The sequence below is a fragment of the Paenibacillus sp. FSL H7-0703 genome (genome assembly GCF_038003485.1).
In the GTDB taxonomy this organism is placed as follows: domain Bacteria; phylum Bacillota; class Bacilli; order Paenibacillales; family Paenibacillaceae; genus Paenibacillus; species Paenibacillus polymyxa_B.
In genome coordinates this window covers 1397227-1420385 of the sequence record NZ_JBBOPF010000001.1, presented here as the reverse complement: position 1 = coordinate 1420385, position 23159 = coordinate 1397227, and the positions used below count along the sequence as shown (strand labels likewise).

Sequence of the window (23159 nt, the reverse complement as noted above, 5' to 3'; positions counted from 1 at the left end):
TTATGTAGTCTTGACACTTTACGAGGTGCTTGTAATTATATCGGGTTTTATAAGTTGTAAATGTATGTTATGCGAATTTTGAGTGTTTAGCTGGTATAGGAAGCGGGAGGTTGAAGATGAGCAGGTATGAGACAAGACTTGAGGATTACCGTCGCAGAGAGCGCCCGTCTTATCGTGTATTTGAAGGATTGCAGGAATTGGTGCGTAGCGTGGGGCAACTGCATAATAACTGGTTATATGTGAATGTGGATCAATGGGATCAAGACCCTGTTCACACACCAATTTATTATTGGGATGAGCATTGGCTAGAGGAATGTGCAGAGGAGGGTACAGTCGTAACCAACGAACAGGACGAGTATATTCCCAAGTGGGTGCCGGATCGTCAGGTTCAAACCTGGTTTGAGTTGGCGACCTTCGAAAGTATTGTGGAAGTCCTTAAGGCTGCTGGACAGCCAGTGACGCTTCAGATGGTGATTATAGCGGTAAAATACTATGACAAACGAGATGCCTTTCTGGACTATGAAGAGGTGAAGGCAGTGACAGACCTGTGGTCTGTGCTGACAAAGGTGAGAAACCACCTAACAGAATGAACAAAGCCTGTAGAACAAACAGGGCATACATACACTGGATGGGGGAAGCAAATGAGTTGGTTGAATCATGAAATGGCAGCAAAGTGGCGACAGGAAGGAAAAAGGTATGCCGCAGATGTGAATGAATTTGTCAGAGTCGGCATGGAAAGTGAATGGCAGCAGGAGCAATCAGAGCCAAACCAGGACGAACGCCCCAAGATGGCCAAAGATATTTTTCGTATGATTCAGGAGGCGAATCAGGCTGGTGAAATGGAGCAGTTACGTCGAGAGATTCCAGCCGCGTCTTGGCCGCTTACACCAGCGTTCGAGGAGGCTTTGCAAGCCGTTAGGCCGATAGCTTTTGTGAATGGAGGCAATGAAGTCATTCTACATGCGGGCAATCCTCGGGAACGTGGGACGATCTATGTGACGGGAAAAGATAGAATCTTGCAAATCCCCGGACTGCATCGAGTAGGCTGTTCGCCGGACAGGACTTATTTTGCGTTGGTGGATGGACAGGGGATTCGGATTGTTCGTCAACCGGACTTAAATCTGCAAGGAGAAGAGACAGCACATTTTCAGTGGGAGGATATACAAGGCCGCTTAAAAGCATCCATTCCTGATCTGGAGTGCTTGGGAGATGAGGAGCATCCTGAAGATATATTAGATGAAGTGATTCCGTTTGGCGATGGACAGCGACTTCTGCTGCTTTGCGGTTACGGCGTTTATTTGCTGGCTGGTGATCAGGTGGATTTGATCCATCCCGAGGCGTCTGAACGAAGAAAACTAGAGTTGGAAGACACGATTGTGGATATGGCCCATGGAGCTGTGTCGAGGGATGGACGTTGGATTGCTTACGGTAGCCAGATGAGTGAGCATATGCTTATGGATCTGTCTGATAAGACGGTGCATACATTGGAGCCAAGTTCTAGTTATCCGCATTATGCTCTATTTTCCAATGATGATCTGGACGTCTGGTACAATGCCTGTCATTTCTACAACGGTGCCACCATTCAAGTGTCGATTGCTGAGGTGGAGCAGGGTCTTGCTCAGAATAAGGAAGAATGGCCGATGATGAATGAAGAAATGCGAGTATACGCTGCAACAGCGCTGACACAAGGATCTATTTTGGGTGATGCCTACGGTTATCTCCGTCTGATTGACAGGGAGGGCCGTGAACTTTGGCGCTATTTTGTCGGCAGTACGATATCCGGGCTGGCAGTTACACCTGATGAAAGTATGTTGGCGGTTGGAACGTATGGCGGTATGCTTCATTTGATTGATTTGCAGAGCGGCACGAAGGACGAATATAGCATTGGCACCGCGCCAATTCACGAGACAGCGCGTTGGGTGATCTGGCGGAACTATGAGCCCTTGCGCTGGTAATACTAATATTCCGCAAATGGTGATAAAAGCAAGTTCTGATAAGCTGAACTTAAAAAGTGTAGCAGCACATGATTACAATGCTATTTTCAGATAGAGGGCATTTGGCATTAACCCATGATGCAAAATGTGAATAGAGAGGAAAGAGGTGTGAAGACATGGACAAGAAAGCGGATATTCGTACATCCATGAAGGAACTATTTGCTCAGATGGATGAAGCCTTTTTTATGGATGTGGAAGAAAATGTACCGATGGAAATGCGTGATGGGAATGTTGACGAGGAGGGATGGATCAAGTGGAAGCCTCTCCTTTCACAGATTACTGAACAGGAAGTTCGGGAGATGGAGGAAAAATACCATTTTGAGCTGCCGCCCCTGCTGAGGAGTTTTATCACGTCCTACCATTATGTATCTTTACAATTCGATAATGAGTCCATCCCGGGAGTATACTGGAGCGATTGTACGTTTGTTGAGTTCCCACGTCTGCCTGTAGGTCAAGGATTAAAGGCATTTTATGATTTGCTTGATCAATGGTCACCTCTTCTGTCAGCAGGCTACATTCCTTTTGCAATAGCAGAGGACGACCAGGGTCCCGTTTGTTTAAATGCAGGCAGCAGACATAAGGACGGCGATTATCCTATTGTTTGGTTCTTTCATGAGGACCTCCAGCATTTGAATGAGGATGAGCTTCGGATCAGGAGTAATCTGCTTCCCCATGTACAGGGACTGTTTCCATCTTCTGTCGAAATGTTTAACGTGATGTTTAAGCACATTAGACACTAGCGATTTCCTAAAATGTAATTTTAATGTTCAGTCGACCGAGATATTGACATAAAAAATGAGGAATGATATAAAAAAGGTAGGCTAGCACTCGAATGATGGGAGTGCTAACAAAGTTGAATCGTTTGCATAGCTCATATCCGCTGGCCTTACATAGGTTCATATTTGAAAGGAGATATCCGAATGGAGAAAAAACAGTTTCAGGCTGAGTCCAAGCGTCTGCTCGAAATGATGATTAACTCGATTTACACGCAAAAGGAAATTTTCCTAAGAGAGCTGATCTCCAATGCAAGTGATGCGATTGACAAAATTTATTACAAAGCATTGACGGATGATCAACTGGTCTTTGACAAAGAAAATTATTATATCAAAGTAACTGCCGATAAGGATAACAGAACGCTAACCCTGCGTGATACCGGGATTGGTATGACCAAGGAAGAACTAGAAAATAACCTGGGTGTTATTGCTAAAAGTGGTTCACTGGCATTCAAAAATGAAAATGAATCCAAGGATGGTCATGACATCATCGGTCAATTCGGCGTCGGCTTCTATTCAGCTTTCATGGTAGCCGATGTGGTTACAGTGACTACCAAGGCTTTGGGAAGCGATACTGCATATAAATGGGAATCCACAGGTGCAGACGGGTATACCATTGAGGCAGCTGAGAAGGACGAGGTCGGAACCGAGATTGTTCTAAAAATCAAAGCAAACACCGAAGATGAGTCCTACGACGAATATTTGGACGAGTATCGTTTAAAAGCACTGATTAAAAAATACTCCGACTTTATTCGCTATCCGATTAAAATGGATATTACAGGCAAGCGTCTGAAAGAGGGAAGCGACAACGAGTTCGAGGATTATGAAGAAGAACAGCGCATCAACAGCATGGTTCCGATCTGGAGAAAAAACAAAAGCGAGCTGACCGACGAGGATTATCAAAATTTCTACGCGGAAAAACGCTATGGCTACGACAAGCCGCTCCAGCATATCCACGTCAGTGCGGATGGCGCGGTAGTGTACCAAGCTATTCTGTTTATTCCTGAAAATATTCCGTTTGATTTCTACTCCAAGGAATATGAAAAAGGGCTGGAGTTGTATGCCAACGGTGTGCTGATTATGGAAAAATCTCCTGACCTGCTGCCGGATTATTTTAGCTTTGTCAAAGGTATGGTCGACTCCGAAAGCCTGTCGCTCAACATTTCCAGAGAAATGCTGCAGCATGACCGTCAGCTGAAACTGATTGCCAAAAATATCGAAAGCAAAATCAAAGGCCAATTGCTAACCTTGCTCAAAAATGACCGGGAGAAATATGATCAGTTCTACAAATCATTTGGCAGACAATTGAAATTTGGTGTCTACAACGATTACGGCAGACATAAAGAAACTCTGCAGGATCTGCTCATGTTCTACTCTTCTACAGAGAAAAAGCAGGTTACTTTGGACGAATACGTATCGCGTATGCCAGAGGATCAGAAGTATATTTATTATGCTTCCGGGGAGTCCAATGAGCGTATTGAAAAACTGCCGCAAACCGAAATGGTGGCTGACAAAGGCTACGAAATTCTGTATTTCACCGATGATATTGATGAGTTCGCTATTAAAATGCTCTTAAGCTACAAAGAGAAAGAATTCAAATCTGTATCGAGCGGCGATCTGGGCATTGAGCCTGACGAAAACGAGAAAGAAACAGAAGCAGAACAAAACGACAACAAAGAGCTGTTCGAGTACATGAAGGGCTTGCTGGAAGGCAAGGTATCCAGTGTTAAAGCCTCCAAGCGCTTGAAGACACATCCGGTATGTCTGTCCGCAGACGGCGAAGTGACGATTGAGATGGAAAAAATCTTGAACGCCATGCCTAATAACGCCGATGTCAAAGCGAATAAAGTGCTGGAAATCAACGTAAACCATGCGGTGTTCAACTCTTTGAAAGAAGCTTTTGACAAGGATAAGGAGAAGGTAAACCTCTATACGGCATTACTGTATAATCAGGCTTTGCTGATCGAAGGCTTGCCACTGCAAGATCCGGTTGAATTCACGAACGATATTTGCAAAATCATGGTTTAACAAGCTTTATTATTGTATAGAGCCGTTCCCATACTGGGGGCGGCTTTATTTATCATAAACACTTCTTAAATCTCCATAATAGGTCATATAGCGCTTACAGAAGAAGGGATGGGCCCACACAATGCCGATCATACTCAATTAAAGGAGGGCAATTATATGAGTCTGGATAGAGATAGAAAGGAACTCCAAAATTTAGAGCGAAGTGAGCTTATAGAGTTAGTGGAAAAAATCATCAGAGGTGAGGGAACAGAAGAGGAAATCGACAGTATGCTGACCATAGTGATGCAAAATACGCTCCATCCGGGGATCAGTAATTTGATCTACTGGGATGACCGTGACTTGAGTGCAGCTGAGATCGTAGATGAGGCATTACGCTATCAGCCCATTATTTTACCACCCCATGAATCTTCTTCATAGGATGCGGAGGGGTGGTCTTTTGTTTAGAAATAAGATAGTATTAACTCTTTAGGACTATGAGCATTAGATTCAAAAAAACTTCCGTTAAATACGTGCTGACTTCCCTGGAGTGTATGAGGTAATGTTTGTTTTCTGCACACTTTACGGAGTTTTTATGCCTAATTTTGAGATTTGTAAAGTTTTTGTGACATGTTCCTGTGAATTTTGATACAGCAAATTGTCGTTTTTCTTGATTATTTGGTGGGATGTCTTTATAATCATTTTGTTTGCAAGAATGATTAGCGATTAGCGTATGGAATAAGGAGGTTATTTATTTTGGGAAAAGCATTGATTATTGGCGCCGGTGGCGTGGCCAGCGTTGTGGTGCATAAATGTTGCCAAAACCCAGATGTATTTGAAGAAATTTGTATCGCAAGCAGAACTGTTGAGAAATGCGATGCGCTTAAAGAGAAGCTGGGTGGAGGTCGTACGAAGATCCAAACGGCTCAGCTTGATGCTGACAACACCGACATGGTCATTGACTTGATTCGAAGCTTTCAACCGGATGTAGTTATCAATGTGGCTCTCCCTTATCAGGATTTGACGATAATGGATGCTTGCCTTGAGACAGGTGTTCATTACGTTGATACGGCGAACTATGAACCGCCGGATACGCCGAAGTTTGAATACAGCTGGCAATGGGCCTACAAAGAAAGATTCGAAAAAGCAGGAATTACAGCTCTGCTGGGCAGCGGTTTTGATCCAGGCGTAACTGGAGTATTTACGGCTTATGCTCAAAAGCACTACTTTGATGAAATTCATACGATTGATATTGTGGATGCGAATGCAGGGGACCACGGATATCCTTTTGCAACTAATTTTAATCCGGAAATCAATATTCGTGAAATTACGGCGAAGGGCCGTTACTTTGAAAACGGAGAATGGATTGAAACTGAGCCACTTTCTGAGAAAAAGGTATACGACCTTCCTGAAATTGGACCGAAAAATATATATCTTTTGTACCATGAAGAACTGGAATCTCTTGCAGTGAATATTAAAGGCGTGAAAAAAATCCGCTTCTGGATGACGTTCTCGGACAATTATCTGAATCATTTGAATGTACTTCAAAACGTAGGCATGACTTCGATCGAGCCTATTGATTACGAAGGACAACAAATCATTCCACTGCAATTCCTGAAAGCTATTTTGCCAGACCCGGCTTCTCTGGGACCAAGAACAAAAGGCAAAACGAACATTGGTTGCATCATCCAAGGTGTGAAAGATGGAAAACCAAAAACGTATTATGTTTACAATGTTTGTGATCATGAGGAATGTTATGCTGAAGTTGGCTCCCAAGCCATTTCTTACACAACTGGTGTTCCTGCTATGATCGGCGCAATGCTTATTATCAAAGGTATCTGGAAAAAACCAGGCGTTTACAACGTTGAGGAATTTGATCCAGATCCATTCATGGAAGCACTAAATAAACACGGATTGCCATGGCAAGAGAACTTTACGCCAACGTTGCTTGATTGAGGCCTGCGATGAATATTGATATTACAGGACTTCCATCACCTTGTTATCTTGTTGACGAAAGACTTCTTGTCAAAAATCTTGAGGTTTTAAATTCCGTTCAAGAGCGGACAGGCTGCAGTATTTTGCTTGCTCTTAAGGGATTTTCGATGTTTTCGACCTTTCCTCTGGTTGGCAAATATTTAAAAGGCGTAACCTCCAGTTCGTTGTTCGAGGCCAGACTCGGTCGCGAAAAAATGGACAAGGAAGTTCACGTATACGCACCTGCTTATGTAGACAGTGAATTTGATGAGCTATTGGAATATGTTGACCATATTGTTTTCAACTCCTTTGATCAACTGAAACGCTACAAAAGCAGAGTGCAAGGCGTAACTTCCAAAAAAATCGACATCGGCATTCGAGTTAATCCGGAATATTCGGAAATCGAAACGCCGTTGTATGATCCTTGCTACAACAACTCCAGAATGGGTGTGACCCTGGCTAACTTTAGACCTGAGGATCTGGATGGCGTGGATGGTATTCATTTTCATACGATGTGTGAACAGAATTCAGATACGCTGGAGCGCACCATTAAAGTCGTGGATGAGAAATTCGGGCCATACATTAAGAACATGAAATGGCTCAATTTCGGCGGCGGTCACCATATTACCAGAGAAGACTATGATCTGGACACGCTGGTACGCTGTATTCAATATTTTCAGGATAAATATGGTGTGCAGGTTTATCTGGAGCCAGGCGAAGCTATTGCTTTGAATACTGGATATCTGGTGGCTACCGTATTGGATACGATGAAAAACGGAATGGATATTGCCATTCTGGATACTTCGGCTGAATGTCATATGCCTGACGTGCTGGCTATGCCATATCGCCCGAATATCATCGATGCAGGCCAGCCTGGCGAGTATGCACATACTTACAGACTTGGTGGGCTTACGTGCTTGGCTGGAGATGTGATTGGTGACTATTCCTTTAAAGAGCCATTGAAGCCGGGAGACAAGCTTGTATTCTGCGACATGGCCCATTACACGATGGTCAAAAACCACATGTTCAACGGAGTCAACCTGCCAGCCATCGCCAGCTACAACGACGAAGAAGGCATCAAGGTAATCCGTCAATTCTCTTATGAGGACTTTAGCTCTCGTTTGTCGTAAGACTTACACAGGGGTAAAAGAACTGAGTGCACCGAATAGAATGACTGAACTACAAAAGCCTCGCCCCTTGAGAAAGGGGTGAGGCTTTTTGGCGTAGTTAGGGATTTTTTAGTTTTTATATGTGCCTGTTGCATGTATCCAATACGACAACGGGCATTAAATAATGGTTCAATACTTGAAAAGTTATATAAATTTAGTTAGTCTAGCTTACAGCTTCAGAAGAGAGTTTATAGTCAAACATTTTTCCTCCGAATTGAAGTCCGAGCGCATTGACGGCTAGGTAGTAATCCTTACCTTGCTCAAGAGTTGCATTTAAAAAATATTGACCATTTTTTGAACTTTTAATGCTTTGACCATTACTGTCGAAAAGGGTTAGTTCCAACCAAGAGTCGGGATATCTGTGTCCCTCAATTGTGAAGTGAACTTCTCTCGAGTTATTTTCTGCCATTATTTTATATACATCGTAGTTTTCCCACATCCCATGCTTCTCTTCACCGAGGGTTCCAATGACCCCATCACCTATAAAATAGTAGTTAGCCTGTTCAAAACTATCATTTGGTTCCTGTTCATGATATTCAAGTGCAGAGGTTAGAGTTGATTCCTTTGCTACTGGTACAGAATCTGCATCTTCAGCAAAAGCGGCACCTGCAGAAGTGCTTAGCAAAAGTGTGAGACCTAATGAAGTTAACAACGTTTTTTTCATAAATAAGAGTCCTCTCTTTTTTTGGGATTTATATTCATTTATATGAATATATTAGTAACTAACATGGACTATTATATATTATTTACCAGAAAATTGGAATAATAAAAAGGGATATTTATCAATAAAATGAATATAATAGAACATTTTGTTACAAAATTGCATTTTGTATGTTCACAAGTTTGTCTTAGGGGTTCTGTTCAAAGGTTAGATTTCTTGGAGGAAAATATATATGGTATACTCATTGGATTAGGAACAAACTTCGACATGAGTTGGGGAAATAAATTGTAACGATAGGCAGAGGTGAATTGCACATGTTCGACCCGACCGTTTTTGATAATTTAAAAGTAGCGATGGAAAATACAGTATACGATATGGATAATTTGGATTCACGTATTGACATTACACAGCGGATCGACAGATTGGAAATGTCCGTGATGTCACGTGAATTTGCTGTCCAATTTAGACTGAGAGAACAGCCTGGTGTAACGGCAGAAATTCAACTAAAGGCGGATCTAAACAACTTGGCTGCGGAAATTTTGGAAATCAAAGATCAAATTCCGGGATGTGTCTTGTTGCTGAGTTTTTACATGGAAATTCGTGAGATTGAGTCACAATGCAGCCGGATTGAAAATATACTGACCGAAATTTGGAAGCCCGATCTTCGACCGGTACAAACGCTTAGTCAGATTTACGGAGAGAAGACATCTACATACCAAAATAGGATTGAACTCCGATTTTCCAGACAAATTAACGAAGATCAGATGGAAGACATTCCAGAGCTGTTGGAACACATATTGCTGACGCTTATGGAATTAAACAAGGTCTAAACATCCCTCTTCCTCTTAATGAAAGACAGGCTGTTGTCGTTTGGGGGATTTAGAGGTAAAGGAGCTAGGGAGATATGATAAATGAACCCGATTTTTCTGAAATATATGCGATTATGGAGTCTTCTTTTCCAGCATCAGAATGCAGGACGTTTGAGGCTCAAAAGGCTTTATTGAAGCGTCCTAGCTATCGTATTATCACTGAAAAAAATGAGCAGGGGAATATAGTCGCTTTTTTGGCGGGCTGGGAATTCGCGTATTTTCGGTTTGTAGAGCACATTGCGGTAGATTCCCGTATACGAGGTGGCGGATTAGGCAAAAAGCTTATGAGTAGATTTATCTCACAGTCTGATCATCCGGTAGTGCTGGAGGTTGAGCCGCCAGTGGATGAATGGTCACGGAGAAGAATTGGCTTTTACGAGCGATTGGGGTTCCATTTGAACCATTTTGAATATGTACAGCCCCCTTTAAGAGAAGGACAGGCGGATCTGCGGCTTCAGATTATGAGCTATCCAGGTGCGTTGGCTGAATCGGCGTTTGCTCCGTTTAAAGAGATTTTATATACCGAGGTTTATGGTCTTAAATAAGAGACTAGACAGCTAGTAGATAAAAGTAAAAGGCTCTGCTTATACCGTATGGGTACGGGAGCGGAGCCTTTGTTCTAAAAAGCTAGAGGTGCTTCATTATCGTTCATGTTTTGTCCATACCATTACAAATTCTTTCTCGTCAGTTTCGGCATCAACAGATTCCGCTTGAATGGTAAATCCATTTTTAGTATAGAAGTTAAATGCTTTCGTGTTCGACTGGTATACCTTTAATTGAATCTCATCATGTTGCTTCTTGATCCAATCTAGTAGTAACTTGCCATAGCCTTTTCTTTGAGAATCAACACGTATAAACAGAGCCGCCAAGTATCCATCCAACATGGAGACGAAGCCGCCAATGCTATGATCATCTTGTATGATAACGTAGTTTTGAGCGAGAGGAAGGTACCTGTTTTCCATCTCGGTAACTTGTGATGCCCAATACTGCGGAGCAATAAAATGATGGGCTTCTATGGAAGCATCTAGCCAGATGGCTGCCAACTCGTTGAGCTCTTCCACATTTGCGGGTCTAATCGACATCGTATCTCCTCTTTCACAGTGCAGTATGTAATCTTATAGATGATGCTGAAATAAAAAAGACCGTCCGAGGACGGTCTTTCTACCCGTGGCGCTTATTTAAAGCTTTGATCCGTATCCCGCGCCTCCGTCAACTCTGTAAATTAGAGAATAACGGACCGGGTAAGGGATACGCTCAACATGTGATTATTGATGTTGACGCACCTCCTTTCCTGATGGACCCATTTTACCATATCTGGTTTGTGATATCCAGTGATTTTCTTATATTTACGGAAATGATTCATAGAAAATATAATATAAAAATAGCTTGATTTTATGTTCTATGGAAGATATAATCTAAATTGCCGTGATTGAAAAACATCGGTGTGAATACATAATATGCGGTCGTGGCGGAATTGGCAGACGCGCACGGTTCAGGTCCGTGTGGGCTAACCCCCCGTGGAGGTTCGAGTCCTCTCGACCGCATCATAGCCTAACATTTACAGGTTCTTGGATTGGCTGGATGCCACCAAGAGCCTGTTTTTATATGGTTAAGCTGCGCGTACCATTATAACTATTTTATTTATACTGAAATATATATTTAATATAGTCTTTTGCACTCTGATCAATGTCTTCGTCGCTTGCTTGAAACGAGGCTCCGAAGACAGCGAAATAGGGTAATGTTATGGCGCCAACATGCACTGCGCTTGCCTTAAAAGGTGCTATAACTTCATCTACAGTAAAAGAAACGGAACCAGTAGGTAAGTAATTTTCTTTTTTATCGCCAATGGACATGGCTATCCCTAGCTTCTTTCCTTTTAACTTATCACCCTTTGAACCATAAGCCCATCCATGGGTAAAAACATCATCGAACCACTTTTTTAATAAAGGAGGGTAACTATACCAATACAAAGGGAATTGAAATATGACATTATCGTATGCTTCAAGTAGCTGTTGTTCTTTCAAAACATCAATGCTCCAGTTTGGATACTCTTTATAAATCTCATGAATTGTAATTTCATTGGTATATTGAAGTAATTCTCGTTTCCATCTGTTATTTACTCTAGAATCTTCGATATTGGGATGAGCTAAAATCACAAGAGTTTTCATCATAAATCACCTTTCTTACGTAACATATTTGCCTTTGTAGATGCTCTATTATTATTCTGTATGCTTCAAAAAAAGTAAATACACACAATAAAGTAAGATAGTTACTTGAAAGTATGCATTGGACTTAAAGTGAAGATATGCGATTATAGAATTAATTAGATAAACTTTGTTATTTTTAGCGTTGAAGAGGTGGTACTATGAAACAATATAATTTAGGCATAGAAGCAACACTTGAGATCATCGGAGGTAAATGGAAATCATTAATCATATGTTTATTAATGTCTGGTAGAAAAAGGACAAGTGAATTACAGCGTAGTATTTCAGGCATTTCTCAAAAGGTTCTTATACAGCAACTTCGCGAACTTGAAAAGGATGGTATCATAGGTAGACATGTGTATAATCAAATGCCTCCAAAAGTGGAGTATTATATAACGGAATATGGAATTACAGCAAATGAAATTATTGACTTAATGTGTTCTTGGGGAAGGGCTAATATCCAAATAAGACAACAGCAAGGAGAAGATGTGATGTTGTTAGAAAATGATTCAAAATGAATAGTGGAGTAAAAAAGCGTTGCAGACTATGATGTTTACGGTAGTTTTCTTCGGCTGTCTTCAAGTGTTATGTTATGTGTTGAGCCGCAAGCTGATTTGCTATATAGTTATGACTGGACAACCATTACATCCATATTAAATGAATGCTAAAGTAGGGGGACCCTTGCAATGATTATTAAACCGAAAATCCGTGGTTTTATATGTACGACTGCACATCCTGCAGGATGCGCGGCTCATGTTAACCGTCAGATCAACTACATCAAAGAAAGCACATCAATACAAGGAGCTAAAAAGGTGCTTGTGATCGGAGCATCTACTGGATACGGGCTGGCTTCTCGTATTGCTGCGAGCTTCGGTCTGGGAGCGGACACCATAGGGGTATCCTATGAACGTCCTGCATCAGAGGGGCGCATGGCTTCAGCAGGCTGGTATAATACGGTAGCCTTTGAAAGAGCGGCCAGAGCAGCTGGCTACATAGCAGAAAGCATTAATGGAGATGCTTTTTCTCATGAAATTAAGCAGGAGACGTTGAAGCTGGTAAAGGAAAAGCTGGGCAAGGTAGACCTGATTGTATATAGTGTCGCTTCACCGCGACGGACACATCCCGAAACGGGTGAGACCTTTAATTCCGTTCTCAAGCCTATCGGACAGTCTTTTTCTAATAAAACAGTGAATACGAATACAGGTGTCGTATCAGAAATTACGCTAGAACCGGCTACGCAGGAGGAAATTGAGAACACCATTACGGTAATGGGTGGCGAAGATTGGTCCTTGTGGCTGAAAGCGTTGGAAGAAGCTGATCTGCTGGCTGAAGGGGTAACCACACTGGCTTACTCGTATATTGGTCCCGAAATTACGGAGGCTATCTATCGTAAAGGAACCATTGGCCAAGCTAAAAATGATTTGGAAGCTACAGCACATACTTTAACAAGGCAATTGGAGCGTTATCATGGAAAAGCTTACGTTTCTGTGAATAAAGCTTTGGTTACACAATCCAGTTCGGCTATTCCAGTCGTACCTTTGTATATTTCTTTGCTGTTTAAGGTCATGAAGGAAAAGGGACTGCACGAGGGATGTATTGAGCAGGCACAACGTCTGTTCGAGACGCTATACAGTGGGTCCACTGTGGAAACGGATGAAGAAGGACGCATCCGTCTGGATAACTGGGAAATGAGAGACGATGTGCAGCAGGCTGTCAAAGCGGCTTGGTCCGAAATCACTACAGAAAATGTATCTGAATTGGGTGATCTCGAACAATACCGTCTGGATTTCCTCCAATTATTTGGATTCGGGTTTGATGAAATTGATTATGAATTAGACGTTAATCCATAGGTTGATACACTTTCATAAGTGATATTTGTAAAACAAAAACGGGTACTCTCAAGCGATGCAATTGCTTAAGAGACCCGTTTTTTATGTATATTGGCAAAAAACAAGTTGCACTCGTTTTCACTAACGGCATTTATCGAGAATTAGATGTGGAAAGTGACTTACGGTGCAGCAAGCGAAAAACGGCAATGGTAATGACAATCCCTACAACGCCAAAGACTGCAACAGAAGTCAGAGCTCGATAGGCTTGCCAGCCGAACAAAAATGCAATACCACTGCCAAACGTTGTACCTGCCAGTAAACCAAGTGCGCAGGCAATATCCGTTCCAAATTTCATAAACATGTTCCTTTCGAATGTATAAATTAAAAAGCAACTTGTACTTTTTCGCTGGACTTGGACATACACTTGTGCGTACAATTAAATAGTAATCGTTTTCAAACGGAATCTATTAATCATTATGGATCATTCTTGTGCAAATTATTCCTTTTTCAGGAGGTAGATGAAATGAATATGAATGAGCAGATCAAGCTGTGGAACGAAGAGGCGCAGGCTAGTAACGCTGATCATCCTCATCGAAAGGTTGAATTGTTTATTGAGGTACGGGATGGAGCACTGGAGTCTGTTGTTCCTTATCTGAACCAACAGGATTATCGTCATGTAACTCTTGTAGAAGATGAGCATACTTCGGCGGCGGCAGGAAAAAAAGTAGCTGAGCTGATTCGTGAGGCAGGTTTGACAGTTGATGTAGTCCGCTTACCTCCGAATGCTGTAGGGGATGTCATTGCTGATGAAACCTACATTATGAAAGTGCTGCTGGGTGTGGCGGATAAGAGTCAGGCTGTACTTGCTGTAGGCTCCGGCACGATTCATGATCTGGTTCGCTTCGTATGTTATAAAATGAATCGTCCGTTCTTGTCAGTACCGACGGCTGCTTCGGTGGATGGTTTTACTTCCGCAGGCGCACCATTAATTGTGGACGGCAGCAAGCAGACATTCCAAGCAGTTCCGCCAGAGGCGATCTTTGCTGATTTGTCCGTGCTGGCAAATGCGCCACAGACGATGACTGCCGCCGGTTTTGGCGATATGCTCGGTAAGTTCACCTCACTAGCGGACTGGCATGTTTCCAGAGATTTGGGAAACGAGCCGTATTCACCTGTGGCTAATCGCATTACCGAGGAGGCTCTGCGTGCCTGTGTAGAGCATGTCGATGAGATTGCGGCAGGCAGCAAGGCTGGTGTCGAGGTATTGATGAATGCACTGATTGCATCCGGTATTTCGATGCTGATGATAGATCATTCTCGTCCAGCGTCAGGGGGAGAGCACCATATTTCCCACCGAATTGAAATGGATTTTATTGCAGAGGGACGTAAGCAAGTTTTGCATGGTGCCAAAGTAGGCGTAGCATCCGCATTGCTGTCCGACCTGTACAGGGATTTAGCAGCCAGTCAGGATGTAGAGGCCTTTAAGGTGTATCGGGCTTTGCCTACGTCGGAGCAGATGCGTGCATGGCTGGCTCAGGTCGGAGGCCCATCTACCATTGCCGAGCTGGGGGTTACGGAGGAACAGCTTGCTCGTGCATTGCGCACGGCTCATACCTTGCGTGATCGCTATACAGGACTTAAGTATATGAACGAACATCAATTGCTTCGTTCGTAATGTGCAACAACTACACAAATTGTCCTTAGATATTCAGCCAATCTTGTGTGGCAAAGAAGGGATAAGTGAATGGGTTTACACTTCTGGCAGCAATACGATGATATCCTGTTCCTGTAACATTTGTATGTACAAATGAACGGTATGCTATAATCGTGGAATATGAACAGGTACACGATATTGCAAGTACGGAGGAAATTATGGCGCCCAAATATATACAAGTTAAACAGGAAATTTTGTCATGGATTCATTCATCTAAACTGGAACCACAAAGCCAGCTTCCATCTGAGCATGAAATGTCTGAACAATTTGCCGTTAGTCGGCAAACGGTGCGTCAGGCGCTGGGTGAGCTGGTGCAGGAAGGCTGGCTGTTTCGGATGCAGGGCAAGGGAACCTTTGTCGCGACACGGGACAGCAAGCAGCCCGAAGATCCAAAGACGATTGGAGTCATTACAACCTATATATCGGATTATATTTTCCCATCCATTGTACAGGGAATTGAATCTAAATTGAGTCGTCAGGGCTATAAGATGCTGCTGTCAAGCACAGGTAATGACCCTGAGCAAGAAAGTCAGTGCCTGGAAATGCTATTGAGTCAACCGCTGAGCGGAATTATTATCGAACCGACCAAAAGTGGAGAGCGTAACCCCAATCTGAACTATTATTTAACCGTGGAAAATCGCCAAATCCCTTATTTGATGATCAATGCGCGTTATGAGGAAATGGATGCGCCATGTCTGCGAGTAGATGATGAAAAGGGTGGTTTTTTGGCGGCCGAGCATCTGATTAAGCTGGGACACCGACGCTTGGCCGGATTTTTCAAAACCGATGATATGCAGGGGATTCTTCGTATGAAGGGATTTGTGGCCGCTCACCGCAAATATGGTGTGACACTACACCCGAACGCAGTAACGACTTACCGGACAGAAGAAAAAAATGAGATTCCGCTACAACGTGCGTCGGAGCTATTGGCGATGGAGACGGGAGAGCGTCCTACTGGATGGGTGACCTACAATGATGAGCTGGCTGTTCGACTCCTGGATATTGTACGTTCGGTGGGCCTGAACATTCCCAATGATCTATCGTTGGTTGGGTTTGATGATTCATTTTTGGCGACAGCAACGGAAATCAAGCTAACGACAATTCGGCATCCAAAGGAAGAGTTGGGGTTACGTGCTGCCGATACCATGCTGTCGATGATTGAAGAGAAGGGGTACCATGAAGAAGATCGTCAGTTAATTCTACCTCCTGAGCTCATCGTTCGTGAATCTACTGGGCCTGTCCAGGTCATGCCTAGAGAACACTAGGCTGGAAGATCAGTCGGTTTTATTTCTTAACATGTAAGGACAAGTTAGTAAGTATACAGCTTTAACGCTTAATATTTGATGGCATGTTTCTCGTCATACCGAACAGTCTGTTTTCTGGATTGCAGAAATAGGCTGTTTTTGTTATATTTTTTCTGAAAATGAGTACATAAATCTATCGAGAAAATACATAAAAAAAGACTAGCTAAGCTGTACGTACAAGCATATAATGAAAGCGCAAACAAGGTTAAAGGGTCGTTAAGACCTTCCTGTAATTTCCATTTGAAGTTAGTTTCATTCACCTCCTCCATTGCAGATTTCAGAAATGATAGTAAAAGGTGTGTCTTATACATATTAGAACAATTGAAAAAGGAAGTATGGAAGGCCGATTTGGCTCTTCCAAGGCGTGGCCTATGAAGAACTGAAAGCGGAGCAACTGGTTGTACTGATTCTACAAGGCGATATTGTCGAGGTTGACCTTCGGCCTTCGTCAGATACGCCTACACATCATCTGGCATTGTACCGTTCTTTCGTTCGGAATCCAGAATTCACCTTAGTGGATCTGGTGCTGCTGGGTAAGCATTTTCTGCGCAAGCATGGGCGAACGCTTATTATGGTCAAACGAAAAAGGAGGAGGCACACAAATGAGCAAGTATACAATTGGTGTCGATTATGGAACGGAGTCCGGCCGTGCGATTATTGTTGACCTGTCTGACGGAGCTGAAATTGCTACACATGTAACACCTTACCGTCATGGAGTTATGGATGAAGTGCTGCCTGGTAGCGGACGCAAATTGGAAATGGATTGGGCGCTGGAACATCCGGCTGATTATATTGAAGTGCTGACTATTTCTATACCTGCCGTTATGAAGGAGACTGGCATTTCTCCAGACGATATCATCGGGATCGGAATTGATTTTACAGCATGCACGATGCTGCCGATTGACGCGCAGGGACAACCGTTGTGCTTTGACGAGAACCTGAAAGATAACCCGCATAGTTGGGTGAAACTGTGGAAGCATCATGCAGCACAAGATGAAGCGGACCGTTTAAATGCCATTGCCTCGCAGCGAGGAGAGGTGTTTCTGCACCGCTATGGAGGGAAAATTTCTTCCGAATGGATGATCGCAAAAATTTGGCAAATTCTGAACGAGGCACCGGACATTTATAATCAAACAGACCGCTTTGTAGAAGCGACCGACTGGGTAATTTCCCAGCTCAGCGGGGAACTGAAACGTAATCAGTGTACAGCTGGCTACAAGTCTATTTACCATCATCGCGATGGTTATCCGAATCGTGAATTTTTTAAAGCGCTCGATCCGCGTCTAGAAAATTTGACGGATACGAAGCTGCGCGGTGAGATTTATGAATTGGGTGCTCGTGCAGGTGGATTAACAGAGAATATGGCTGCAAAACTCGGACTGAATCCGGGAACGGCAGTAGCGCTAGGCAATGTGGATGCACATGCGGCTGTTCCGGCAGTAGGCGTCGTCACACCAGGCAAGCTGGTGATGGCGATGGGAACTTCCATTTGCCATATGCTCCTCGGTGAGGAAGAAAAAGAAGTAGAGGGTATGTGTGGCGTTGTAGAGAACGGAATTATTCCGGGCTATTACGGGTATGAGGCTGGACAATCGGCGGTAGGAGACATTTTCGCATGGTTTGTGGATCATGCTGTTCCCGGCGAAGTGAAGGAGCAGGCAGCTGCGGAAGGTGTGAACGTCCATGTATGGCTGGAGCGTAAAGCGGCTGAATATAAGCCGGGGGAAACCGGGTTGCTGGCGCTGGATTGGTGGAACGGTAACCGTTCTCTGTTGGTTGACACCAACCTGACGGGGCTGATTGTCGGGTATACGTTGCTGACGAAGCCAGAGGAAGTGTATCGTACATTGCTGGAAGCAACTGCGTTCGGAACACGTAAAATTGTCGATGCGTTCCATCATAACGGCGTGCCAGTAGACGTATTGTATGCGTGCGGTGGATTGCCGCAGAAAAATCGTCTTTTAATGCAAATTTATGCAGATGTAACCGGACGTGAGATTAAGGTGGCGGCTTCTACTCAAACTCCTGCATTGGGTGCGGCCATGTTCGCAGCAGTGGCTGCGGGAACTGAAGCTGGAGGGTACGACGATATCGTCGAAGCAGCGCGTCATATGGCTCGTGTACGGGACGAGAGCTTTATGCCAATCCCTGAGAACGCGGCCGTGTATGATAAGCTGTACGAGGAATACAGCCGTCTTCACGACTACTTTGGACGTGGAGGCAACCCGGTGATGAAAAAGCTAAAGACTATCAAGGAAGAAGCTGGACGTTCAACTGAAACGGCAAGCATTCATTCTTAAGAAACTGACAAAATATAAGCAAGCAGTATTTAAAACTCTGTTATCTAAAAAGCACAGTACACCGAGGAATCGGCAGACTGTGCTTTTTTTGCATTTTATATTCTGTGAATTACATGATGTGAAAGTCTCAGTGGATGAAAGATGGTAATGCGTTCCTTTCAAAGACTTTCATGAAAATTACAATCGTTTCGGTTTACGGACATTTTTACTTCTTCAGCATGGCATCAGCAAACAAAATGGATTTTGGAATACGGAAAAACTGTTCCGCCTGATCCTGGAAGGTTTGCGAAGGAACGGTACCCTGATGCAACCATTTCCGAAATGTACCGGGGTGAACGCCAATCCAATGACTCACATCGGTCACCGAAATATCATGTACCATGCATAGACCCGCCAAGATCCGATTTTTAACCGGAGAACGAGTCACAGTCCGTTTCATAAAACGGGACGGCGCTGGTTGACAGATGAGTGGTGAACGCCGGACAACCTCTTCATTAAATAGAATATGGTGCGGATAACCAAGTGTATTACACGTCTTTTCCAGATTAGTGTTGCCGGGAATGCGACCTTCATATACCCACGCACTGACACTACGGGAGGAAATGGAAAGCTCCTCGGCAAGTTGGGACAGTTTAATGTCATTAGCCATCAAAACGGCAAGCAAAACGCGATTGCGCACTTGACAGCGTGTTGGTTTACGAAAACGTTTGACACGCACGCCTTTTCCCAAATATTTGCGATTGATCAGAGACCACGCCTGAATGGAATGTTTATCTTGTTGTTTAGGCATATACCCTCCGATTTTTTTTAACCACATACTACTATACCCGAAGGGGGCTTTGCAAGTGACTCCTCTCCTGATTTTCTTTTAATCCCATGGGCTTAACCGGTTTATGGAAAATAAGGTCCATTTGGCCTATAAAAATGGAAGTTTAAGGTGCCGATATATTAAATTGTGACATTTTTTATGGAAATGGAGGTAATATGTTCTTCTCTTATGATTGTAAGGATGTACAGAGAGAAAAGTGGGTTTTTGCAGCCCAACATGCAATTTTTTTGACGAGAGAAAGGGAGGTTATACAGTTAGATGATTTGTAAAAAGGTAATGGTATGGTTTCTGACGGCGATTTTAGCGATTAACACCTTGCTGTGTCTGCCTGTTGTAGCAGGAGCAGAAAAACAAAATGCAACGGGCGGAATACAACAAGGTCATGCAGGTTTGGTACAGGAGGAACAGGAGCTTTCTGATGGAACAGTTTCTTTCAATCCGCCCACTTCTGCGACAAACAGCGTTTATAACGCACTCATGATGAGTTTGGCAGCGGTAGAGTATACGTCGATCATAATTGATCCTGGAGAAAGTTATGAATTTCAGAATACAGATACAGTTAGCAAATCTATATACAGCAACGCTTCTCAATCTAAAGGCATTCTGTACGATAGTGTAAGTTACAAAGAGGACGGAGACATCAGCACTGTCCATATGGACTACGGCATTAGCCCCATTGGTGTTCCTGGGGGAGGCACAGCGTTTATTACGAATACAGGAACAGCAGCATTAACCGTAAAAGTAACGGACGTCTTCACCTACAGTACATCGGAGGACCCGGCACTAGAGCGAGTTACGGTCTCTAAAAATGAAAGCTATCGGATTGTGAATGAAGGATGGACTGCCCGTTCGATTCAGCATGATGGGTCAAATGCAGACAATCGCCGTTTTGATTACGCAAAATACAAGGCAGACGGAACTTTATCCGCATCTGATCTCAATAGCATTGCTCATCCCTCTTTGGGTGATGGCGAGGAACTGATTATTACAGGTTCCACTGCCAATGCGGTGACCTTCGGATTTCCATACGGCAAATACAGTATAGAAAGCACCGGCGAGCCGGCTTATGCGCGGGTTACCCTAAATCAGGGGGAAAGCTACCAATTTATCAATGTGGGAACCCGATTGGATACGGTGGAAAGTGACGGTACATCTAAAGATAAACTTGACTATGTTGTTTATCTGGCAAACGGAACAGAGGCTTCACGCGGCAGTGGCACTACGGCGAAGCCGCAGATTGCTGTGGACAGATACGCGGTAATTACCCAGGTCACTGCCAATCCGGTTACATATGGGGCTCCATATCGCAATTTTATTGCTCGTCCTGTGGGTGGTGATGCAATCAGCCGTGTGGAGCTTGAGGTGGGCAAGAGCTACATTTTCCACAATAATGGTACGCTAATGAATCCGATCTACAATAACTCCAAAAAGGTAGGAAGCTTGTTCGACTATGCTATTTACAAGCCGGATGGAACGGTAAATTCCTCTGGTTTTAACAGCCAGTCTGGTCCCATGATCCCGCCTTCGGGATATGTCATTGTGACTGTGATCGGTCCGAGTCCTATTATCTTTGATTATACAGATGATTTTTCCTGGGAAACTAGCAATGATCCTGCCTTTTTACGCGTAACACTGTCTAAAGGCGAAAGTTATGCTTTTACTAATATTAGTGATCATTTGAGGAATCTGCATAGCACAGCCAGTACCGTTAAAGGAAAATATGATGTGGTTCTGTACAAAGCAGATGGTACAGAGCAATCCAGGCGCAATACCGGAAACTCAACCTTTTTGGTTGGTGCAGGTAAAAAGGCCAGTGTGACGGTAACCAGTGACACGCCAATCACGTTTGGTGGTATCTATCGGAGCTTTAAGGCCAGCGAAGATGATAATGGTATCGGGCAAACGACGCTGGAGCCAGGGGATTCGTACATTTTCCGCAATCATGATAGCAAATCGCATTCATTGCGGCATGACAAAAGTAGTGGAAGTGCACGCTTTGATTCGGCAAGCTATCGAGGGCTTCGTTTACTGACATCAGATCATTTCAACAATACAGTGGACCCAGAGATTGTTGCAGGCGGTGAAGCCATTGTCACCAATGTATCCGATCGGCCAATCACCTTTAGTTACAGCAGTAAGGTAGAGGCTATGCTTAACGCACAGGCAGCCTTCCATCGAATTACATTGAAACGCGGTGAAAGCCGGAAATTTATCAATGTAAGCACTTTGGACAAGGCTCTGGATGTCATTTCAGTCAGCGGTATGAAGTGGAATTACATGAATTACAAGGCAGACGGTACGGTGTACAGTCAGGCCAGTGATACGACTCAATTGCCGTTGGTACAGGCTGGTGGATATGCCATTGTAACGACGGTTTCGGATGTGCCAGTGACTTATGGAGCTGTGTTAGGAATATTCGACGTTGAGGATGCTCAGGTGCCGACAGGCAATCAAGTCACTGTCAAGCAGGGAGAAAGCTATGTATTCCATAATACTGGTTCACAGGCTTCCTCATTAACGACAGATGCTTCAAACGAAAGCCGCCTCTACGACTATGCCATATATGAAGAAGGTAGCGGTGTAAATTCCAAGGTGGATAGAGCAGGTATGGATGCTTCTCTACCTGAAATCTCACTTGGAGCCGGAGATACGCTTGTTGTGACTGTCACTTCGCCGCAAGCCGTGACCTTTCATTTCAAGAATGAAATTAAAGCGGAGCCAAGCACAGAACCGGCGTTGTTAAAAACGTCTTTGTCTGGCGGCAAGCAGGAGATATGGATCAATCGCGGAAGTCAGGAGGCCCCTATCGTGACGAATGCGAAGGCGGCTGGTGGAACGTATCAATATACCGTTACGGATCAGGCTGGAAAAGTGATTCGTGAACATAAAGAGGCGATAGATAATCAACAGCAAGTGCCAGCTAATGCCAATATTCATCTTGCCGTAGCTGCAGCTGCTCCTGCTGTTAACTTTGGAGCGCCTTATCGTGTGTTTGCCGTAAAAAATAACGATGACAGCAAGCTGGACGAGCTAATTGAGCTCATAGATAAAGAAGCTGACTTTACGGCAGGCCAACAAGGGAAATATCGGTTTACACCCAAAGAAGACGGGATTTACCGTTTTGCTGTGAAGGAGAAATCCAACTTTGCTGCGCAGCAACCCATTGTAAGCTTGTTTACGGACCCTGATTTTAGTAACCAGCTTGTCTCTTCAACAGAGCAAGCACAAATATATGGTTGGGATTACACGGTCTTAGAGTATGAGATGAAGGCAGGCCAAACGATTTATGTGAAGTTGACAGAAACCAATAGCGGCGCATTACAAACCGTAATTAAGGCAGCACATATGGCGCTTGGTAAGGATACTTCATATGAATATGGAAAAGGGAACCGACTGAATAAAGTTATTTTGTTCACCGGTGATCAAATTCAACTGGATTATGACTTAAACGGAAACGTCATTAGACGGACGAAGAAGGTATTTCCTTTTACAGATTAAAAGGATGTCTTTGCTTCGAAAAAACATAACAGATAGT

Annotated in this window: 20 protein-coding genes, 1 tRNA gene and 1 pseudogene; 17 read left to right on the top strand and 5 right to left on the bottom strand. The window is 43.7% G+C overall.

The window, feature by feature from the left end:
- The first annotated feature begins 116 nt into the window (after positions 1 to 116).
- From MHB46_RS05825 to nspC, 7 genes are all read left to right on the top strand, one after another.
- Positions 117 to 590 (top strand): DUF7716 domain-containing protein, encoded by a 474-nt coding sequence (locus MHB46_RS05825; protein ID WP_165175922.1) that lies wholly within the window; start codon positions 117 to 119, stop codon positions 588 to 590.
- A gap of 51 nt (positions 591 to 641) precedes the next feature.
- Positions 642 to 1955 (top strand): hypothetical protein, encoded by a 1314-nt coding sequence (locus MHB46_RS05820; RefSeq protein ID WP_341161824.1) that lies wholly within the window; start codon positions 642 to 644, stop codon positions 1953 to 1955.
- 155 nt (positions 1956 to 2110) lie between these two features.
- The gene (locus MHB46_RS05815) at positions 2111 to 2734 is read left to right on the top strand and encodes an SMI1/KNR4 family protein (RefSeq protein ID WP_341161823.1); all 624 of its coding nucleotides are present in this window, start codon (positions 2111 to 2113) and stop codon (positions 2732 to 2734) included.
- 180 nt (positions 2735 to 2914) lie between these two features.
- Positions 2915 to 4795: a molecular chaperone HtpG gene (gene htpG / locus MHB46_RS05810; RefSeq protein WP_165175916.1), complete on the top strand. Its 1881-nt coding sequence runs from the start codon at positions 2915 to 2917 to the stop codon at positions 4793 to 4795.
- A 156-nt stretch (positions 4796 to 4951) separates the two neighbouring features.
- Positions 4952 to 5212 (top strand): bacteriocin immunity protein, encoded by a 261-nt coding sequence (locus tag MHB46_RS05805; protein ID WP_165175914.1) that lies wholly within the window; start codon positions 4952 to 4954, stop codon positions 5210 to 5212.
- A 315-nt stretch (positions 5213 to 5527) separates the two neighbouring features.
- Positions 5528 to 6727, top strand: coding sequence for a saccharopine dehydrogenase family protein (locus tag MHB46_RS05800; RefSeq protein ID WP_013309649.1), 1200 nt, complete (start codon positions 5528 to 5530; stop codon positions 6725 to 6727).
- 8 nt (positions 6728 to 6735) lie between these two features.
- Positions 6736 to 7875 carry a carboxynorspermidine decarboxylase gene (gene nspC / locus MHB46_RS05795; RefSeq protein ID WP_069079886.1) on the top strand — a complete coding sequence of 380 codons (1140 nt, stop codon included), beginning with the start codon at positions 6736 to 6738 and terminating at the stop codon, positions 7873 to 7875.
- A 202-nt stretch (positions 7876 to 8077) separates the two neighbouring features.
- Here nspC and MHB46_RS05790 read toward each other — a convergent pair whose 3' ends face one another.
- Positions 8078 to 8578, bottom strand: a complete 501-nt coding sequence (locus MHB46_RS05790; protein ID WP_341161822.1) for a hypothetical protein — start codon at positions 8576 to 8578, stop codon at positions 8078 to 8080.
- A gap of 311 nt (positions 8579 to 8889) precedes the next feature.
- Between MHB46_RS05790 and MHB46_RS05785 the strand changes: the two genes are divergently transcribed.
- Together MHB46_RS05785 and MHB46_RS05780 are read left to right on the top strand one after the other, a co-directional pair.
- Positions 8890 to 9405: a hypothetical protein gene (locus MHB46_RS05785; RefSeq protein WP_341161821.1), complete on the top strand. Its 516-nt coding sequence runs from the start codon at positions 8890 to 8892 to the stop codon at positions 9403 to 9405.
- 74 nt (positions 9406 to 9479) lie between these two features.
- Complete coding sequence (locus MHB46_RS05780; protein WP_165175906.1) at positions 9480 to 9989, top strand: GNAT family N-acetyltransferase; 510 nt, start codon at positions 9480 to 9482, stop codon at positions 9987 to 9989.
- 96 nt (positions 9990 to 10085) lie between these two features.
- Here MHB46_RS05780 and MHB46_RS05775 read toward each other — a convergent pair whose 3' ends face one another.
- Positions 10086 to 10526 carry an N-acetyltransferase gene (locus MHB46_RS05775; RefSeq protein WP_165175904.1) on the bottom strand — a complete coding sequence of 147 codons (441 nt, stop codon included), beginning with the start codon at positions 10524 to 10526 and terminating at the stop codon, positions 10086 to 10088.
- A gap of 377 nt (positions 10527 to 10903) precedes the next feature.
- On the opposite strand from MHB46_RS05775, the gene MHB46_RS05770 reads away from it, so the two are divergent.
- Positions 10904 to 10988: transfer RNA gene (locus MHB46_RS05770), tRNA-Leu, on the top strand.
- Between the two features lie 93 nt (positions 10989 to 11081).
- Here MHB46_RS05770 and MHB46_RS05765 read toward each other — a convergent pair.
- Positions 11082 to 11612, bottom strand: a complete 531-nt coding sequence (locus tag MHB46_RS05765; protein WP_165176719.1) for an NAD(P)H-dependent oxidoreductase — start codon at positions 11610 to 11612, stop codon at positions 11082 to 11084.
- Positions 11613 to 11809: 197 nt separating this feature from the next.
- Here MHB46_RS05765 and MHB46_RS05760 point away from each other — a divergent pair, with 197 nt between their 5' ends.
- Positions 11810 to 12166, top strand: coding sequence for a winged helix-turn-helix transcriptional regulator (locus MHB46_RS05760; RefSeq protein ID WP_069079881.1), 357 nt, complete (start codon positions 11810 to 11812; stop codon positions 12164 to 12166).
- A 168-nt stretch (positions 12167 to 12334) separates the two neighbouring features.
- The gene (gene fabV / locus MHB46_RS05755; protein WP_341161820.1) at positions 12335 to 13498 is read left to right on the top strand and encodes an enoyl-ACP reductase FabV; all 1164 of its coding nucleotides are present in this window, start codon (positions 12335 to 12337) and stop codon (positions 13496 to 13498) included.
- Positions 13499 to 13628: 130 nt separating this feature from the next.
- Here fabV and MHB46_RS05750 read toward each other — a convergent pair whose 3' ends face one another.
- A complete protein-coding gene (locus MHB46_RS05750) occupies positions 13629 to 13832 on the bottom strand; it encodes a hypothetical protein (RefSeq protein ID WP_061828633.1) in 204 nt (67 codons plus the stop codon).
- Between the two features lie 168 nt (positions 13833 to 14000).
- Between MHB46_RS05750 and MHB46_RS05745 the strand changes: the two genes are divergently transcribed.
- From MHB46_RS05745 to MHB46_RS05730, 4 genes and pseudogenes are all read left to right on the top strand, one after another.
- Positions 14001 to 15152 carry a sn-glycerol-1-phosphate dehydrogenase gene (locus MHB46_RS05745; RefSeq protein ID WP_341161819.1) on the top strand — a complete coding sequence of 384 codons (1152 nt, stop codon included), beginning with the start codon at positions 14001 to 14003 and terminating at the stop codon, positions 15150 to 15152.
- Positions 15153 to 15349: 197 nt separating this feature from the next.
- The gene (locus MHB46_RS05740; RefSeq protein WP_341161818.1) at positions 15350 to 16456 is read left to right on the top strand and encodes a GntR family transcriptional regulator; all 1107 of its coding nucleotides are present in this window, start codon (positions 15350 to 15352) and stop codon (positions 16454 to 16456) included.
- A gap of 400 nt (positions 16457 to 16856) precedes the next feature.
- Positions 16857 to 16985, top strand: a pseudogene (locus tag MHB46_RS05735) (class II aldolase/adducin family protein); the annotation flags it as partial.
- Positions 16986 to 17097: 112 nt separating this feature from the next.
- Complete coding sequence (locus MHB46_RS05730; protein ID WP_341161817.1) at positions 17098 to 18795, top strand: ribulokinase; 1698 nt, start codon at positions 17098 to 17100, stop codon at positions 18793 to 18795.
- Between the two features lie 205 nt (positions 18796 to 19000).
- Here MHB46_RS05730 and MHB46_RS05725 read toward each other — a convergent pair whose 3' ends face one another.
- Positions 19001 to 19585: a helix-turn-helix domain-containing protein gene (locus tag MHB46_RS05725; RefSeq protein WP_007429779.1), complete on the bottom strand. Its 585-nt coding sequence runs from the start codon at positions 19583 to 19585 to the stop codon at positions 19001 to 19003.
- Between the two features lie 297 nt (positions 19586 to 19882).
- Between MHB46_RS05725 and MHB46_RS05720 the strand changes: the two genes are divergently transcribed.
- On the top strand, positions 19883 to 23122 hold the full coding sequence (locus tag MHB46_RS05720; RefSeq protein ID WP_341161816.1) for a hypothetical protein: 3240 nt from the start codon (positions 19883 to 19885) through the stop codon (positions 23120 to 23122).
- Positions 23123 to 23159 lie beyond the last annotated feature (37 nt).

What these genes read in the sequence shown, in the direction of transcription:
- MHB46_RS05825 (WP_165175922.1), top strand. Translation starts at nt 117, where the DNA reads ATGAGCAGGTATGAGACAAGACTTGAGGATTACCGTCGCAGAGAGCGC.
- MHB46_RS05820 (WP_341161824.1), top strand. Translation starts at nt 642, where the DNA reads ATGAGTTGGTTGAATCATGAAATGGCAGCAAAGTGGCGACAGGAAGGA.
- MHB46_RS05815 (WP_341161823.1), top strand. Translation starts at nt 2,111, where the DNA reads ATGGACAAGAAAGCGGATATTCGTACATCCATGAAGGAACTATTTGCT.
- htpG (WP_165175916.1), top strand. Translation starts at nt 2,915, where the DNA reads ATGGAGAAAAAACAGTTTCAGGCTGAGTCCAAGCGTCTGCTCGAAATG.
- MHB46_RS05805 (WP_165175914.1), top strand. Translation starts at nt 4,952, where the DNA reads ATGAGTCTGGATAGAGATAGAAAGGAACTCCAAAATTTAGAGCGAAGT.
- nspC (WP_069079886.1), top strand. Translation starts at nt 6,736, where the DNA reads ATGAATATTGATATTACAGGACTTCCATCACCTTGTTATCTTGTTGAC.
- MHB46_RS05790 (WP_341161822.1), bottom strand. Translation starts at nt 8,578, where the DNA reads ATGAAAAAAACGTTGTTAACTTCATTAGGTCTCACACTTTTGCTAAGC.
- MHB46_RS05785 (WP_341161821.1), top strand. Translation starts at nt 8,890, where the DNA reads ATGTTCGACCCGACCGTTTTTGATAATTTAAAAGTAGCGATGGAAAAT.
- MHB46_RS05780 (WP_165175906.1), top strand. Translation starts at nt 9,480, where the DNA reads ATGATAAATGAACCCGATTTTTCTGAAATATATGCGATTATGGAGTCT.
- MHB46_RS05775 (WP_165175904.1), bottom strand. Translation starts at nt 10,526, where the DNA reads ATGTCGATTAGACCCGCAAATGTGGAAGAGCTCAACGAGTTGGCAGCC.
- MHB46_RS05765 (WP_165176719.1), bottom strand. Translation starts at nt 11,612, where the DNA reads ATGAAAACTCTTGTGATTTTAGCTCATCCCAATATCGAAGATTCTAGA.
- MHB46_RS05760 (WP_069079881.1), top strand. Translation starts at nt 11,810, where the DNA reads ATGAAACAATATAATTTAGGCATAGAAGCAACACTTGAGATCATCGGA.
- fabV (WP_341161820.1), top strand. Translation starts at nt 12,335, where the DNA reads ATGATTATTAAACCGAAAATCCGTGGTTTTATATGTACGACTGCACAT.
- MHB46_RS05750 (WP_061828633.1), bottom strand. Translation starts at nt 13,832, where the DNA reads ATGAAATTTGGAACGGATATTGCCTGCGCACTTGGTTTACTGGCAGGT.
- MHB46_RS05745 (WP_341161819.1), top strand. Translation starts at nt 14,001, where the DNA reads ATGAATATGAATGAGCAGATCAAGCTGTGGAACGAAGAGGCGCAGGCT.
- MHB46_RS05740 (WP_341161818.1), top strand. Translation starts at nt 15,350, where the DNA reads ATGGCGCCCAAATATATACAAGTTAAACAGGAAATTTTGTCATGGATT.
- MHB46_RS05730 (WP_341161817.1), top strand. Translation starts at nt 17,098, where the DNA reads ATGAGCAAGTATACAATTGGTGTCGATTATGGAACGGAGTCCGGCCGT.
- MHB46_RS05725 (WP_007429779.1), bottom strand. Translation starts at nt 19,585, where the DNA reads ATGCCTAAACAACAAGATAAACATTCCATTCAGGCGTGGTCTCTGATC.
- MHB46_RS05720 (WP_341161816.1), top strand. Translation starts at nt 19,883, where the DNA reads ATGATTTGTAAAAAGGTAATGGTATGGTTTCTGACGGCGATTTTAGCG.